Annotated in this window: 14 protein-coding genes, 1 tRNA gene and 1 pseudogene; 3 read left to right on the plus strand and 13 right to left on the minus strand. The window is 45.6% G+C overall.

The window, feature by feature from the left end:
* Positions 1-158 precede the first annotated feature (158 nt).
* The 5 genes from ispG to ACL9RM_RS13665 all read right to left on the minus strand — a co-directional run bounded on the left by ispG (position 159) and on the right by ACL9RM_RS13665 (position 6,024).
* Positions 159-1,277 (minus strand): flavodoxin-dependent (E)-4-hydroxy-3-methylbut-2-enyl-diphosphate synthase, encoded by a 1,119-nt coding sequence (gene ispG, locus ACL9RM_RS13645; RefSeq protein WP_025718670.1) that lies wholly within the window; start codon positions 1,275-1,277, stop codon positions 159-161.
* Between the two features lie 110 nt (positions 1,278-1,387).
* Positions 1,388-2,644 carry an ATP-dependent protease ATP-binding subunit ClpX gene (gene clpX / locus ACL9RM_RS13650; RefSeq protein WP_013311623.1) on the minus strand — a complete coding sequence of 419 codons (1,257 nt, stop codon included), beginning with the start codon at positions 2,642-2,644 and terminating at the stop codon, positions 1,388-1,390.
* 12 nt (positions 2,645-2,656) lie between these two features.
* Complete coding sequence (gene clpP / locus ACL9RM_RS13655; RefSeq protein ID WP_016324659.1) at positions 2,657-3,247, minus strand: ATP-dependent Clp endopeptidase proteolytic subunit ClpP; 591 nt, start codon at positions 3,245-3,247, stop codon at positions 2,657-2,659.
* A gap of 411 nt (positions 3,248-3,658) precedes the next feature.
* The gene (tig, locus tag ACL9RM_RS13660) at positions 3,659-4,972 is read right to left on the minus strand and encodes a trigger factor (protein WP_250266515.1); all 1,314 of its coding nucleotides are present in this window, start codon (positions 4,970-4,972) and stop codon (positions 3,659-3,661) included.
* A gap of 143 nt (positions 4,973-5,115) precedes the next feature.
* Entirely contained in the window at positions 5,116-6,024 is a 909-nt protein-coding gene (locus ACL9RM_RS13665) for a hypothetical protein (protein WP_250266516.1), read from the minus strand.
* Between the two features lie 257 nt (positions 6,025-6,281).
* Between ACL9RM_RS13665 and ACL9RM_RS13670 the strand changes: the two genes are divergently transcribed.
* Positions 6,282-6,355 (plus strand) — tRNA-Arg (locus ACL9RM_RS13670).
* 461 nt (positions 6,356-6,816) lie between these two features.
* Entirely contained in the window at positions 6,817-7,581 is a 765-nt protein-coding gene (locus tag ACL9RM_RS13675) for an exodeoxyribonuclease III (RefSeq protein ID WP_250266517.1), read from the plus strand.
* Positions 7,582-7,669: 88 nt separating this feature from the next.
* Here ACL9RM_RS13675 and ACL9RM_RS13680 read toward each other — a convergent pair whose 3' ends face one another.
* The 6 genes and pseudogenes from ACL9RM_RS13680 to ACL9RM_RS13705 form a co-directional block, all read right to left on the minus strand.
* A complete protein-coding gene (locus tag ACL9RM_RS13680) occupies positions 7,670-8,284 on the minus strand; it encodes a hypothetical protein (protein ID WP_250266518.1) in 615 nt (204 codons plus the stop codon).
* 121 nt (positions 8,285-8,405) lie between these two features.
* Positions 8,406-8,531 carry a hypothetical protein gene (locus tag ACL9RM_RS13685; protein ID WP_323873118.1) on the minus strand — a complete coding sequence of 42 codons (126 nt, stop codon included), beginning with the start codon at positions 8,529-8,531 and terminating at the stop codon, positions 8,406-8,408.
* 13 nt (positions 8,532-8,544) lie between these two features.
* Positions 8,545-9,102: a hypothetical protein gene (locus tag ACL9RM_RS13690; protein ID WP_250266519.1), complete on the minus strand. Its 558-nt coding sequence runs from the start codon at positions 9,100-9,102 to the stop codon at positions 8,545-8,547.
* Entirely contained in the window at positions 9,103-9,282 is a 180-nt protein-coding gene (locus ACL9RM_RS13695) for a hypothetical protein (RefSeq protein ID WP_414126386.1), read from the minus strand.
* A gap of 20 nt (positions 9,283-9,302) precedes the next feature.
* Positions 9,303-10,649, minus strand: a complete 1,347-nt coding sequence (locus ACL9RM_RS13700; RefSeq protein ID WP_250266521.1) for a GH1 family beta-glucosidase — start codon at positions 10,647-10,649, stop codon at positions 9,303-9,305.
* A 23-nt stretch (positions 10,650-10,672) separates the two neighbouring features.
* A pseudogene (locus ACL9RM_RS13705) lies at positions 10,673-11,131 on the minus strand (carbohydrate ABC transporter permease); the annotation flags it as partial.
* Positions 11,132-11,426: 295 nt separating this feature from the next.
* Here ACL9RM_RS13705 and ACL9RM_RS13710 point away from each other — a divergent pair.
* The gene (locus ACL9RM_RS13710; protein ID WP_250266522.1) at positions 11,427-12,467 is read left to right on the plus strand and encodes a LacI family DNA-binding transcriptional regulator; all 1,041 of its coding nucleotides are present in this window, start codon (positions 11,427-11,429) and stop codon (positions 12,465-12,467) included.
* An 85-nt stretch (positions 12,468-12,552) separates the two neighbouring features.
* On the opposite strand, the gene glpK is transcribed toward ACL9RM_RS13710, so the two are convergent.
* Positions 12,553-14,046, minus strand: a complete 1,494-nt coding sequence (glpK, locus tag ACL9RM_RS13715; RefSeq protein ID WP_061828827.1) for a glycerol kinase GlpK — start codon at positions 14,044-14,046, stop codon at positions 12,553-12,555.
* Between the two features lie 32 nt (positions 14,047-14,078).
* Positions 14,079-14,903 carry an MIP/aquaporin family protein gene (locus ACL9RM_RS13720; protein WP_061828828.1) on the minus strand — a complete coding sequence of 275 codons (825 nt, stop codon included), beginning with the start codon at positions 14,901-14,903 and terminating at the stop codon, positions 14,079-14,081.
* Positions 14,904-14,996: the final 93 nt, after the last annotated feature.

A 14,996-nucleotide genomic window follows, 5' to 3' on the forward strand; every position in this document is an offset into this window, starting at 1 on the left:
GTATTTCCTTTTCCGCGATAGCTAAACGGCGGTCTTTCAAAAGATCAGAGAGAAATACAAAAACGCCGTGAAGAACAGTTCTGTAGCAGAGCTGCTCTCCACGGCGTTTAAATGATGACAATAGATTATGACTATGCCTCTTTATATAACTGCTTTGCCTACACCTTCTCGGCGGTATGACGTTCTTCACGTCCAGGGATTTTCCCTGTTTCCTCATATGCCTTGACGATGATATCAATTTCTTTTTTCAATTCGTCGACCATATCAGCCTCTGGTACTTTGCGAATCATTTTTCCATAACGGAACAAAAGGCCTTCACCGCGTGCCCCAGCAATTCCGATATCAGCTTCCTTCGCTTCACCCGGGCCATTTACTGCACAACCCAGTACTGATACTTTAATCGGTACCTTGAGTTTCGCAATGTAGTCCTCCACCTCGTTGGCAATAGAGAACAGATCTATATCCAGACGTCCACAAGTCGGACAAGAAATCAGTGTAGCTGCGTTTGTAATCAATCCAAATGTCTTGAGCAACTCACGTGCTACCTTCACTTCTTCCACCGGATCAGCACTGAGCGAAATACGCATTGTAGAGCCGATGCCTGAGGCCAGCAAAGCGCCCATACCTGCCGCACTTTTAACCGTACCAGTAAAGAGTGTACCCGCTTCGGTAATACCCAGATGGAGCGGGTACTTAATAATTTCAGCGGCCTTCGTATAAGCTGCAATCGCCATAGGAACGTCAGACGCTTTCAGTGACACAATAATGTCATGGAAATCAAGTTCTTCCAGTATCCCGATATGATACAGTGCGCTTTCTACCATCGCTTCTGGCGTAGGGTATCCATACTTATCCAGTAAATGCTGTTCCAATGATCCGGCGTTCACACCAATCCGAATCGGAATCCCTTTTTCCTTACATGCCTTCACGACAGCTTCCACTTTTTCACGTCGTCCAATGTTACCTGGATTAATGCGAACCTTATCAATTCCATTTTCAATTGCCAGTAGAGCCAGCTTGTGATTAAAGTGAATATCTGCAACCAACGGAATATGAATCCGTTTTTTTATTTCCTTAATGGCTGCGGCAGCTTCCTCATTGTTGACGGTAACCCGCACCAGTTGACATCCAGCTTCTTCCAAGCGAAGAATCTCGGCTACAGTTGCTTCTACATCTGCTGTTTTGGTTGTACACATACTTTGGATGATGACTTCATTGCTGCCGCCAATCGTCAGATTCCCGACTTTAACGGGACGTGTGTCTTGTCTTAAGAACATGTACTTTTCTCTCCCATTAACGCCAAACCTCCACCCCTTAAAACCTCATACAGGTTTAGTGAAGTGGAGATCCGGCTTCTCATGTTTTAGAGATCGCGAAGTATCAATCCTTAGGCGCTCTCTTCTTGTTTTTTATCCTTATCTGTACCACCGAGTTCCGGTGCAATTTTGTCTTTTACAACCTGCTCATTGATGACGCAAGTAGTCACATCCTCACGGGAAGGAACCTCATACATTACGTCCAGCATAATACCTTCGATGATCGCACGAAGGCCACGGGCACCCGTGTTACGCTTGATCGCTTCGCGAGCAATAGCTTCCAGAGCATCTTGCTTAAACTCTAGTTGCACATTATCCAGTTCAAGCAGCTTCTGGTATTGCTTGGTTAACGCATTTTTCGGTTCGGACAGAATACGAACCAATGTGTTCTCATCAAGCGGCTCCAGCGTAGAAATTACTGGCAAGCGTCCTACAAATTCCGGAATCAGACCGAATTTCAAAAGATCCTCAGGCAATACCATTGAAGTATATTCGCCTGGTTTCAGATCTTTTTGTTCGCTAGTAGCGTTGAAGCCGATAACCTTTTTACCGATACGGCGTTTGATCATTTGCTCCAGACCATCAAAGGCACCACCGCAAATGAACAGGATATTCGTGGTGTCAATTTGAATGAACTCTTGATGTGGATGCTTGCGACCGCCTTGCGGAGGTACAGAAGCAACTGTGCCTTCCAAAATCTTAAGCAACGCCTGCTGTACACCTTCACCCGATACGTCACGCGTAATGGACGGGTTTTCGGATTTGCGGGCTACTTTATCAATTTCGTCAATGTAGATAATGCCGCGTTCGGCTTTTTCCACATCATAATCGGCAGCTTGAATCAGTTTCAACAAAATATTTTCAACGTCTTCACCCACATAACCTGCTTCCGTAAGGGAAGTGGCATCTGCGATAGCAAAAGGAACGTTCAAAATTTTAGCCATGGTTTGCGCAAGCAACGTTTTACCCGAACCAGTAGGTCCAAGCATCAAAATGTTACTTTTTTGCAGTTCCACATCATCAATTTTGTTTTGAGTATTAATACGTTTGTAGTGATTATATACCGCTACAGACAACGATTTTTTCGCTTGATCCTGACCAATGACATATTGGTCCAGAATGTCACGGATTTGCATTGGTTTCGGAATGTCTTTCAGATCTACTTCTTCTTCATGACCCAATTCCTCTTCTACAATCTCCGTGCACAACTCAATGCATTCGTCACATATATATACGCCCGGTCCAGCAACAAGCTTGCGAACCTGATCCTGAGATTTACCGCAGAAAGAACATTTCAATTGTCCTTTTTCATCATTAAATTTAAACATAGAGCCACCCCTTTACAGATTAATCGGTTTAGACAGCACCTGGTCAATGATACCGTATGCTTTTGCCTCTTCCGCTTCCATGAAGAAATCCCGGTCAGTATCACGTTCGATTTTTTCGAGGGGCTGACCCGTACGCTCTACATAGATTTGATTCAGCTTAGCACGTGTTTTGATAATCCAGTCCGCATGAATCAGCATATCGGAGGCTTGCCCTTGAATGCCACCGAGCGGCTGATGGATCATGACTTCACTGTTGGTAAGCGCGTATCTCTTGCCTGGCGCACCCGCTGTGAGCAGCAACGAACCCATACTTGCAGCCATGCCTACACAGATCGTCGATACGTCCGGCTTAATGAATTGCATTGTATCATATATACCCATGCCCGCAGTTACAGAACCGCCTGGCGAGTTAATGTACAAATTAATATCCTTCTCTGGATCTTCCGCAGAAAGGAACAATAACTGTGCAATGACGAGATTGGCGACATCGTCATCAATCGGGCCACTTAGGAAAATAATACGATCCTTAAGCAACCGCGAGTAAATATCGTAAGATCGTTCTCCTCGATTCGTTTGTTCCACAACCATAGGGACGAGACTCATCACGACCAACCTCTTTTCTTTATTAAAATGAACACCTGTATTCATCCGCTTCCTTATGTCCCATTAAAACGGAAGCAGCAAGCATGAAACGTGAACACCTTACAAAATATTTTAACATGTTCAGAGTCTCGTGTCATATTTGCATGCGCTCATATATGCAGTGCGGGCTGTTTAAAGTACACTCTGCCGAGACCTTCTCATATTTAACCATGTTTCGTATGTATGTGCAAATATACGGTAGTGACTTATGTAAAACAAAAAAACACGACTCACAGCACTTTCCATAAACGACTAAAATTTGGGTTACCAAAGGTAAAAATAAGGCACGTAACTTTCACTACGTGCCTTATCCCTATCTAATTGCTACGTTGCAGCTTGTTACAGCATACTCCGTATATTTTATCGTCTGAATTATTCAGTAGCTTCAACTGGCGCTTCTACTTCTTTGCTGTTTTCCACCAACAAAGCAATCGTTTTGCGCAGTGAAATTTCTTCTTTCAGGTTAGCGAACGAGCCGTTACCTTCCAGAATGCTGCGGATTTCCTCAACTGAACGTTTGTAAGCTTCAGCCATGTTTTTCAGTTCTTCATCAATTTCCGCTTCGGAAACTTCGATGTTTTCTGCTTTAGCCACTTGCTCCAGCACGAGGTTGTTACGTACGCGCTTCTCAGCATCAGCTTTCATTTGCTCTTCCAGGTCTTCCTTGCTTTGACCAGAGAATCCGAGGAACATTTCAAGGTTCATACCTTGGCTACGCAAACGGTTGTCGAAATCGCGAACCATGTTTTGCACTTCGCTCTTCACCATTGCTTCAGGAATGTCGATTGTTGCATTCTCAGCAACTTTCTCCACTACAGCACCCTCGCGGGCTGCTTTAGCTTCGTTTTCCTTACGATCCAACAATTGCTTTTTCAAGTCTTCCTTGAATTCAGCCAGTGTGTCAAATTCGCTTACATCTTTAGCAAATTCATCGTCCAGTTCAGGAAGAACTTTGCGTTTCAGTTCGTGAACTTTCACTTTGAATACCGCTTGTTTGCCAGCGAGGTCAGCAGAATGGTAGTTCTCAGGGAACGTTACTTCAACGTCCTTGGAATCACCAGTGTGCAAACCAACCACTTGCTCTTCAAAACCAGGGATAAATGTGTTAGAGCCCAGTTCCAAAGAATACTTCTCAGCTTGTCCGCCTTCGAATGGTACACCATCCACGGAACCGTCGAAGTCAATAATAGCTGTATCACCGGATTGAGCAGCATCTTCATCAACGACAACCAATTCAGCATGACGTTGTTGCAGGCGCTCCAGTTCTTGAGCCAGTTCTTCGTCGCTTACTTCGAGTTTGCTTACAGGCACTTCTACGCCTTTGTAATCGCCCAAAGTCACTTCAGGTTTAACAGTAACCTTTGCTTTGAATTTGAAAGATTCGCCTTTAGCAAATTGATCAATTTCAACGTCAGGGCTGTCAACCGGGAAGATGTCTGTTTGCTCTACAGCTTGGCTGTAAGCTTCTGGCAACAGGATGTCAATTGCATCCTGGTACAGACTTTCAATACCATAGCGTTTTTCAAAGATAGGACGTGGTACTTTACCTTTACGGAATCCTGGTACACTTACTTGTTTTGCCACTTTATTAAAAGCTTTGTCGAGTGCAGCGGCTACACGATCCGCGTCAACCTCAACTTCAAGAACCCCAAGGTTCTTCTCTATTTTCTCCCAAGTTGCTTTCATTTTATGCTTTCCCCTCCAACAAAATCTTCACTTAGTTTTCATTACAATCAACGCACACAAAATAACCACTATAGTATATCTAACATTACTGTCTTTTTCAAGAGCAGCCCTTTGAATGCTTCACAGGTAAACGTTTCCGGTCATTAAGGAGTGTTCATTCCCGCCGCTACGAATAGTCGCATCGACCGATACGCCTGCTCAAAACGGAAGCGCAGCGCATCTGTAATACCATAAATAGCACGGGTTTCTTCCTCATTATTATTTCCGTTCAAACTTTCCGAAACTGTCTGATGGAGTGCTGCAGCCCAAATATCCGGCATTCCGTCCTCTTCCACCAACATTGATCTATAATTTTTCGTACCGTATACTGCCATCACAAACTGTGACCACAGCTCCTGTGCAAAATAGAATAGTGTAGGCTCGTGCACCTCAGTTTGATCGGCCACCCGTTCCAAAATACGCATAATAGACTCTGGAAAATCACCTGGCTGTAACGGAACCGTTTCAATGTCGATTTCCGCTTGTTCATCACCCCGTCTGATTTCTATCGTCCCTTCCATTCCACGTCGTCGCATTGTCTGTAGAACACGGAATTGAAGTAAAGGATGGATTTCCCGTTCCGTAATCCAGCGAAGCAAGGCATCGTCGATTTCTGGCAGTTCCAGATAGGACAACTGCTCCAACGCTAAAATCGTCTGTTCGGATAAGGGTTCATCCATAGCCATCCGCAACAGCTTGTTGCCGTAGCCTGCATCCTGCTCCTGCTTAAAGCGTGCATGACGGCGAGCTAACTCTACTTCACTGACCTCTTCTTCCACAGCGTCCGTTACCGCCCCGCTGTCAGCGTACTGTGGAAATGCAGCTTCCAGCCATTGTAATAGAGCGTTCCATTCATCGTATTGCTTCTGCTCCTGTCCCTGACACTGCATTAAAAAACGCAGCATCGCCATCGCCTCTCCGTAACGTTCGTTTTCAAGCATCACAGTAAGTTGAATTTGATAATAGTCCAGTGTCTTCGGAAACAATACAATATTATTTTCTTTTGTCGTCACCTTGGAGTCCTTTATTCAAGGCACCCCCTCTCCTGCGCAAGCTCAAGTATTTGTAGATTATATGAGAAACAGTAGCCGAAGTCCAACCACTCGTCTTACACATATTCACCTGTATTCTAACATACCCTTTTATAAGGCAAAAAAAACTACGTCTACTCAGAATTTATGCTGTATAAAGCCTAAATAAGCGATATATGCAAAATAAGACTTGAATTTCTTTTATCCATATGATATATTAATATTCGCTTGAATTTTATGTCCCAGTAGCTCAGCTGGATAGAGCAACGGCCTTCTAAGCCGTCGGTCGGGGGTTCGAATCCCTCCTGGGACGTCATAACAAGAAGCCTCCATAATGGAGGCTCAGAGTGTCGAGAAAGTCCAGAGGACTTTTCGACACTTCTATTTTTATATGGGGAGACGCATCTTTTAAAACAAAAATCGATTTAAAACGATCTGAGGACCCTAGTTTTTAGACCACTAAGACAGTTTTAAACCCCCTGCAAAAAAACAGGGGGTTTCTCGACAGCCTGAAAAGCTTCCACAAGGGAGCTTTTTTTCATTATAAATAATGTAGAAAGATTAGTCTGCCCAACGCTACTTTAGGCGCTGGTTTCAAGTCTCTACTCTTTCAAAAAATCGCAGAAATTGCTATCATCTATCATGTTGCACCATTTCAGGACCATTTTGATAAAAAACCTATGAAGTCCAGATAGAAGATTCTATAAGCTTATGTCAACAAAGGATATCAAATCACATCGCTTGACTGCGTGAATTAGCAAGGAGATTAATCAAATGAAATTAATATCTTGGAATGTAAACGGCTTAAGAGCCTGTGTGACCAAAGGGTTTTATACTTATCTAAAAGAAACAAATGCCGATATTTTTTGCGTACAGGAGACGAAGCTTCAAGAAGGTCAAATCCTCATGGAGAACATGGAGGAATACACACAATACTGGAATTACGCTGAGAAAAAAGGATATTCCGGCACGGCTATTTTCACCAAAATCAAGCCGCTCTCTGTGCATTATGGACTTGAGGAAAACGAAGAACCAGAGGGCCGAACCATTACTCTGGAATTCGAAAAATTTTATCTCGTCAATGTGTACACACCGAATACCAAACGGGACTTATCCCGACTGCCCTACAGACTGGAATGGGAAGACCGTTTTCGCAGCTACCTGCAACAACTGGATGCTTTGAAGCCTGTCATCATTTGTGGAGACTTGAACGTAGCTCATCAGGAGATCGACCTCAAAAATGCCAAAGCTAACTACGGAAATGCCGGATTCACGCCTGAGGAACGGGAACGCATGTCACAGCTGCTAGACGCCGGATTTATAGATACCTTCAGATCCTTTTATCCTGACCGGACGGATGTTTATTCCTGGTGGTCCTACATGCCGAAGGTGAGAGAACGGAATATTGGCTGGCGGATTGATTACTTCCTCGTCTCGGAGAGACTTCGTCCGCTATTGATGGATGCGAGCATTGATTGTCATATTACAGGCAGTGACCACTGCCCTGTGAGATTGGATTTGAAAGATATTTCAGCATAGGTCCCCCCTGCCCTGACACAAGGATTTATGAAACCTTAAAAAGCCGTTATGCTCTGTTATGGCAGCATGACGGCTTTAATTAATGGAGCTATGTCCCCCAATATACCCCGATACGGGAAATCAACCACTCTCTCACATCTTGCGCCTCTTTTTGATCTAATACAGCATGGCTTATCGTCTTCTTTTCGCCACTGACGTAATGCAGTACATATTGGGTCGCTCTACATTTCGGTGCATAAGTATCCTTACGATCCGTATTAAAATAAGTCACCTGGCAGCTTCCGAGAAAACAGAAAGATAGCTCACCTGTAGCTGTGAACAGCCAGCCTGGCAGCTTGGGCTTCAGCCTCAAGGATAGTCCCCTATGATCATAGCCAAACGGCTGCCTCGCCAGACTTTCATTCACCTTATACATGCCCAGCTTCCTGTCGTAAAGCCCACTTTGCCTGATTTGCCGATATAGCTCCTGCCCATTTACAATGTCGCCAACCACTTTCATAGCCCGAGTCGGTCCCTCTAGAAAATATGGTGTATCCTTACGTTCGAAGGAATGTATGTTTACGAGCTTGCCCTCGCAGTCATCCTCCTGTACCTCGAATTCTCTGGCTTCATAATAAAAGAAGGAAATCCGTGACCAGAAGCTGTAATCCTTGCTTTCATCCCTGTAATCAGCCTCATCCGAATCGTGGTAGTATTCCTCCATTGCGAGCCTCAGCTTTTGGATCAACTTAGCAACTTCTCGCGGTAGCCGTAGCACAGAATCGCCCGAAAGCTTCTCCTGTGCATGTATTAAAAATCTTACAAGTCGCTGTAATTCACACAGTTCACTGAATCCAGAAGCTAAACAGCCCCGGAAGTCCGTTCATGGAATCATTCCATCCCGGCTTGCCCGCCTCCATCTCAATTCCCAAGCCCTCCGGGTCCAGCGTGGACAGCTTGATGGCTGCCAATGACAGCAGCTTTTCATATAAATGTTACAAACGTCTCAACCGTTTGCTTTAGCGCAATGTTGTCATGAATGATATGTTGAATCAGCTCACCCGGGGTGAACGACAATTGGAAAAAAGCACGCAAAGACGAATGATCTGCCACCTCCACCTGTCCCAGCAACGGTTCCAGCTCTCGTATTTGAAAGCTACACCCCTTTACAACAAACGGATTATAGCCGTCCGGCTGAATCAGGCTCATAAACAAACGGATATTGAAATCTCCTATGCCGGGGTTAAACCACACATCATTTCTCCGGTTCTGGTTTGCATCGCGAAAATTACCATTTCCTTGAGAATAATATCCCGCCTGGAGCTTAAAGAAATTATAGTCACGTTCCAGATCCCCATGCTTGCGTGAAAATACATGATATACAAACGGTTGCTCAGTGCCGTTGTCCAGCAGCAATGGATAACCACCACGTAACAGGTTATCCAGATAGTTCTGACGGCAGTATTCGTCAAATAACGGAATGGATGTCCGCGTTGCCATTTCATCCGTCAACTCTTCGATCAGCGCTTTGGCTTCCTCCACCTACCGCTCGATATAAGGCATGGTTGCGATTTCCGTAATCCGTTCATTGATAGAGTGAATATCATTCACATGCCCGATGATCGTACAGTGATTGACGGCAGTACCTGCCGCCAGTCGTGCTGTGTAGCCGCTAAACCCACAAGACACTTTATTCGTCGTCACAGGCTGCTGTGAAACCAAGTCTTCGACGCCTTTTCTATTTAAAACCCGTTATTCGCCATCACTTGCTTGAACCACAGCGCACTTTGTTTGGGTGTCCGTTCCTGCGTGTCGTAATTGATGTGTATAATACCAAAACGTTTGCTGTATCCCCAGGCCCATTCAAAGTTATCGAGGAATGACCAGACAAAATAGCCTTTAAGCTGACCTCCCTCCCCAATAAAGCGATGGCATGCCTTTAAATGTTCCTCAATGTAATACTGACGTCCAATGTCCTCAATCTTTCCATTCACCAGTTCGTCCTTCATCGCTGCTCCGTTTTCCGTAATCAGGATGGGTAACCCCTTGGAAAAATCCTTCTCAATCCGCGTTAGCAGCTTATAAAAGGACTCAGGGTGAATCTCCCATCCCATATCCGTTACCGGTTCCTCTATGGAAACCTGCTCGACCTGAAGCAACGAAGCGTCTGTAGTCGCTCGAATGATGCTGCGGGCGTAGTAGTTGATGCCCAAAAAATCCCCTGGCTGCTGAATCAGCTCCATATCACCAAGCTGTACAAAATCCAATCCATTCAAGTGCGCCCCGTACCATTCCACCATATCCTCAGGGTATTTCCCGTTAAACATTGGTTCGGCAAACCATCGATTAATAAAACCATCCCGCCGGACAGCAGCGGCTACATCTTCGGGGTGTTCAGAGGCTGCGTCGACATGTTCCATGTTCAGCGTAATACCGATGTTGCCCGTCAGGCCCTTTTCCTTGTGTAAGTTCATGGCTATCCCGTGACACATCAGAATATGATGAGCGGCAGTAAAGGCTTCCCTCCAGTTCTCATGGCCGGGGGCATGCTCTCCTGTGCCATAGCCCAAAATAGAGGCACAGTAGGGTTCATTTATCGTATTCCACCAGCTTATACGCTGTCCAAATCGATCCATGATTACAGAAGCATACGTTTTAAAATGTTGGGTAATCTCTCGTTGCGTCCAACCGCCTTCGTCCTCAATCCACTGCGGTAGATCCCAATGATACAGCGTCAGCATTGGAATTAGCCCGGCCGACTCAATCTCCTCCAGCAGACGCTCATAGAAGAGCAACCCCTGTTCGTTAACCACGCCGGGTGCGGGAATAATGCGCGGCCAGGCCACGGAAAAACGGTAATGTAAAAAGCCAAGTTGCTTCATTAATTGCACGTCTTCCTTAAAGCGGTGAAAATGGTCACAAGCCACATCTCCGCAGTCCCCTCCTATCACCTTCCCGGGTGCTCGACAGAAAGTATCCCAAATAGAAGGCGTTCTTCCTTCCTCATCCACGCCACCTTCAATTTGATAAGAAGAGGTCGAAGTTCCCCACATAAACGTGGTGGGGAATGTATAGGTATTCTCACTCATACTCGGTATCATCCTTTCAGGAATCAAGACTTCACAGCTCCGGCCATTGCACCGCCGACAATAAAGCGCTGGAGGAAAATATACAAAATAACGAGCGGTAGTGTAACAATCAGAATGCCGCAAGCGAGCAGCGGCCAGTTGTTCATGTATTGTCCGTAGAAAGAGAACAATCCCTTGGTCACTGGCTGATAAGCAGGATCAGACAAATAAATAGTAGGACCTATAATGTCATTCCACGCCCCTATAGCTGTCAAAATAATGCCTGTTGCCAACACCGGCTTCATCAGCGGGACAAGAATTGTAAACAAATATCGTGAATATCCGCACCCGTCCATGGCAGCCGCTTCATCCAGCTCTCGGGAGACAGACTTGATATACCCCACAAACATCAGAAAAGCGATGCCGGTACCTGTTGTTTTCAGCAAAACAAAACCAAGCTGGGTATTGTAAAATCCCAGGCTAATGGATATCAGGAAAAACACTTTTTCAGCATTGCAAAATTCCCCCTGTACGCTTAGAATAAATGCATTTACTTTCACGAAAGCGGTTTAGTTAATTACAGCTACTATTATGTATCGGATAGCCTGTATTTGTAAATAGAGAATTGTAAATTATCAAATAAAACATAAATCACCGTTATTACTCCTTGAAATATTAGGCAACATCCTTTATTCACACTGTTGACTCACTTCTATGAGGTAGCATAGAATACGAGTAATCATTAAGTTTGAAAAGCAAAGTTAATTTAACTAAATCAGTTTAGTTACGGAGGATTCCATGAATATAAAAACAATAGCTAGCATGGCAGGCGTTTCAGTGGCAACGGTTTCGAAAATCATTAACAATTACACAGACATCAGTGAGGAAACCCGACAGCGGGTACTTAAAATCATGGAGGAAACAGGCTATAGACCCTCCTCCTCGGCTAAAACGCTTGCTACCAAAAAATCTAATCTGGTAGGTGTTATATTTGCCGGCAAGCTGAATGTTGATTTTAGTCATCCTTTTTTTGTAGATATCATTAATGTCTTCAAAAAACAGATTGGCTTGCTCGGTTACGATCTGCTATTTTTCTCAAATGAGAAATTTCTGGATAATGGAGAGGACTATTTGGCTCGCTCGAAATATTTTTCAGTGGACGGGTGCATTATTATTGCTGGAGATGAGGTGGAGAAGAGTGTTTTTGATCTCGATGCCAGCCCTATCCCCTGCATCGGTGTCGATATTGAGCTAACCGGAGCTAGTTCCTGCTATATCATGTCCGACAATCAGAAGATTTCAATGAAGGTTGTTGAGCACTTTTACATGAATGGATACCGCCAAATGGGTTTTATAGGCATTGAACGCCCCTCTTTGGTTATTAAAGAGAGAGAGGAAGCCTTTATCGCCTCACTAAAGCGGTTTAGTCTTGACGTTAGACCTGAATGGGTCGTGTATTGTAAGGACTACGCGGCAGAAGATGGATACCAGGTCGCGAAGGCGTGGATACAGCAAGGAAATTTACCAAAAGCTATTTTTGCGGCGACCGACCTGCTTGCTTTTGGTGCCATACGTGCTTTCAAGGAAAGCGGCTTGAGGGTACCCGAGGATATTGCTGTGGTGGGATGTGATGATATAGAAGCCTGTCGTTATACCGAGCCTCCACTGACGACTGTAAAACAAGACAAGCAAAAAATAGGCCGTCTAGCCGCTATGGTGCTGTTTGACCTGATGAATAAACAAATGGATACGAAATGTATTAAAGTAGAGCCGGAACTAGTCATTCGTAGCTCCTGCGGAGCCCGGCAACATTGGGACCATACGAAGGTCAAGAGTTAGCATATGTCTTAAAAAAGATGACTCCTGATAAATTCAGAAGTCATCTTTTTGCAGTTTAATATTCTGAGACCCATCGCTTAATCTATTACTTGTAGGCCATCGTCGCATTCACAGCCTTTTTCCAGCCTTCATACAAGCTTTCACGTGTTGCTTCATCCATATTCGGGGCAAATGAGGTTTCCACTCTCACCCGCTTGCGAAGTTCATCCGTACTCTTCCAATATCCAATAGCCAAACCTGCCAGACATGCAGCCCCCAGTGCCGTCGTCTCATGGATAACTGGCCGCTCCACTGTTGCATCCAAAATATCGCTCTGGAATTGCATCAGAAAATTGTTCAATACAGCTCCTCCATCCACCCGCAGCAATTTCACTGCAATACCTGAATCAATCTCCATGGCTGTAAGCACATCCTTGGTCTGATAAGCGAGTGACTCCAATGTGGCGCGGATAAAATGCTCCTTCGTGGTCCCGCGTGTCAGGCCGAACATCGCTCCGCGCACCTCGCTATCCCAGTAGGGGCTGCCCAGTCCGACAAAAGCGGGTACAAGATACACTCCTTCCGTAGACGAAACACGCGCGGCATAGGGTTCACTGTCCTTCGCTTCACGGAACATACGTAGCCCGTCTCGCAGCCACTGGATCGCCGACCCTGCTACAAACACACTCCCCTCGAGTGCGTATTGCACTTTGCCTTCCTCCAGTCCCCAAGCGATGGTCGTAATCAGGCCGTGCTTGGATTCCACTGGTTGATCCCCCGTATTCATCAGCATGAAGCAGCCTGTGCCGTAAGTGTTTTTGATCATCCCTTTTTCGTAACATGCCTGACCAAACAAGGCTGCCTGCTGGTCACCTGCTGCACCGGCGATCGGTACATTCTGACCAAAGAAATGGTAATCCACAGTGTGCGCATATACCTCGGAAGAAGGTCTTACCTCAGGTAGCATGATTTTCGGAACACCCAGAATGTCCAGCAGCTCTTCGTCCCACTTTAGTTCATAAATGTTGTACATCAGCGTCCTGGCTGCATTGGAGTAGTCCGTTACATGTGCCGTTCCGCCGGATAGTTTCCAGATCAGCCACGAGTCTATCGTACCGAATAACAGGTCACCTCGTTCCGCCTTTTCCCGCGCGCCCTCCACATGGTCCAGTATCCACTTTACTTTAGTGCCTGAAAAATACGGGTCGATCAACAGGCCTGTTTTGCTGTGAAAAAGCTCCTCGTGCCCTTGCCGCTTCAATTCTTCACAGATGTCCGAGGTTTGGCGTGATTGCCATACGAGTACGTTATACACGGGCACTCCTGTATTTTTGTCCCATACAGCCACCGATTCTCGCTGATTGGTAATGCCGATGGCAGCCACTTGATTTGCTTTTACACCGGATTCGGAAAGACAGGAGGCAATGACCCCGAGAATAGAGCTCCAGATTTCATTCGCATTCTGCTCTACCCAGCCGGGATGAGGAAAATACTGCGGAAATTCTCGCTGAGCCGAGTACACTACATCTCCTTCGCTATTGAACAAAATCGCTCTTGAGCTTGTCGTTCCCTGATCTAGTGACAAAATATATTTTCCCATTGTTCATCTCTCCCCGTGTAAATCCACCGTTTTTACGCTGTAAGTTTGTGATCCATTTTATGATTTTTATAAGTTCGACTCATACGGAAGGTAATCAAGAGTACAATCACGATGATCCCTAGTAAAATCCAAAAAGCCGGAGTCACACTCCCCTTAAAAACGGCCTGATAAAATGGCCCTGCGAAAGATCCCCCCAATAGCGGTCCTATAACGGGCACCCATGCATATTTCCAGTTGGACGCCCCCTTACCGGGAATCGGTAGTAAATAATGCATCAGACGCGGCCCAAAATCCCTCGCTGGATTGATGGCATAGCCCGTTGTGCCTCCAAGGGATAAACCGATACTCACAACTAAAAAACCAACAATCAACGGTTTCAGGCCGTCTGTAAATGAATTGGCGCCAAACGACAGTAAAGCAAGAACAAAGATGAAAGTACCTATCATTTCACTAAGCACGTTGCCAAACGGATGATCAATAGCTGGTCCTGTCGCGAATACACTGAGTTTGGCTGCTGTGTCCTCCGTCTCTTTCCAGTGGGGCCAATAATGCAAAATAACGATCACTGCACCCGCCATGGCCCCGAGAAGCTGAGCCACAATATAGCCGGGAACATCTTGCCATGGAAAACTACCCTGAAATGCCAACGCCAGTGTAACTGCCGGATTCAAATGCGCTCCGCTGATTTGACCCACTGCATACACCGCAATAGCTACCGCGAGCCCCCAACCCATTCCGACCACAATCCAGCCGGAAGCGTGGGCAAATGACTTTTTCAGGGACACCCCTGCGCACACTCCGCCACCTAGGGCAATAAGAATCATTGTCCCTATGAATTCGGCTGCGTATGGCGACATACAACCTACCTCCTCAATAGATCATCCGATTTTGATCGCTTTCATCGCACAAAAAAAGAAAAGCCATCACAAACCAACCCTGTGCTGTACCAT

Source organism: Paenibacillus sp. S29, assembly GCF_049319765.1.
Classification (GTDB): domain Bacteria; phylum Bacillota; class Bacilli; order Paenibacillales; family Paenibacillaceae; genus Paenibacillus; species Paenibacillus polymyxa_B.

What these genes read in the sequence shown, in the direction of transcription:
- ispG (WP_025718670.1), bottom strand. Translation starts at nt 1,277, where the DNA reads ATGTTCTTAAGACAAGACACACGTCCCGTTAAAGTCGGGAATCTGACG.
- clpX (WP_013311623.1), bottom strand. Translation starts at nt 2,644, where the DNA reads ATGTTTAAATTTAATGATGAAAAAGGACAATTGAAATGTTCTTTCTGC.
- clpP (WP_016324659.1), bottom strand. Translation starts at nt 3,247, where the DNA reads ATGAGTCTCGTCCCTATGGTTGTGGAACAAACGAATCGAGGAGAACGA.
- tig (WP_250266515.1), bottom strand. Translation starts at nt 4,972, where the DNA reads ATGAAAGCAACTTGGGAGAAAATAGAGAAGAACCTTGGGGTTCTTGAA.
- ACL9RM_RS13675 (WP_250266517.1), top strand. Translation starts at nt 6,817, where the DNA reads ATGAAATTAATATCTTGGAATGTAAACGGCTTAAGAGCCTGTGTGACC.
- ACL9RM_RS13680 (WP_250266518.1), bottom strand. Translation starts at nt 8,284, where the DNA reads ATGGAGGAATACTACCACGATTCGGATGAGGCTGATTACAGGGATGAA.
- ACL9RM_RS13700 (WP_250266521.1), bottom strand. Translation starts at nt 10,649, where the DNA reads ATGAGTGAGAATACCTATACATTCCCCACCACGTTTATGTGGGGAACT.
- ACL9RM_RS13710 (WP_250266522.1), top strand. Translation starts at nt 11,427, where the DNA reads ATGAATATAAAAACAATAGCTAGCATGGCAGGCGTTTCAGTGGCAACG.
- glpK (WP_061828827.1), bottom strand. Translation starts at nt 14,046, where the DNA reads ATGGGAAAATATATTTTGTCACTAGATCAGGGAACGACAAGCTCAAGA.
- ACL9RM_RS13720 (WP_061828828.1), bottom strand. Translation starts at nt 14,903, where the DNA reads ATGTCGCCATACGCAGCCGAATTCATAGGGACAATGATTCTTATTGCC.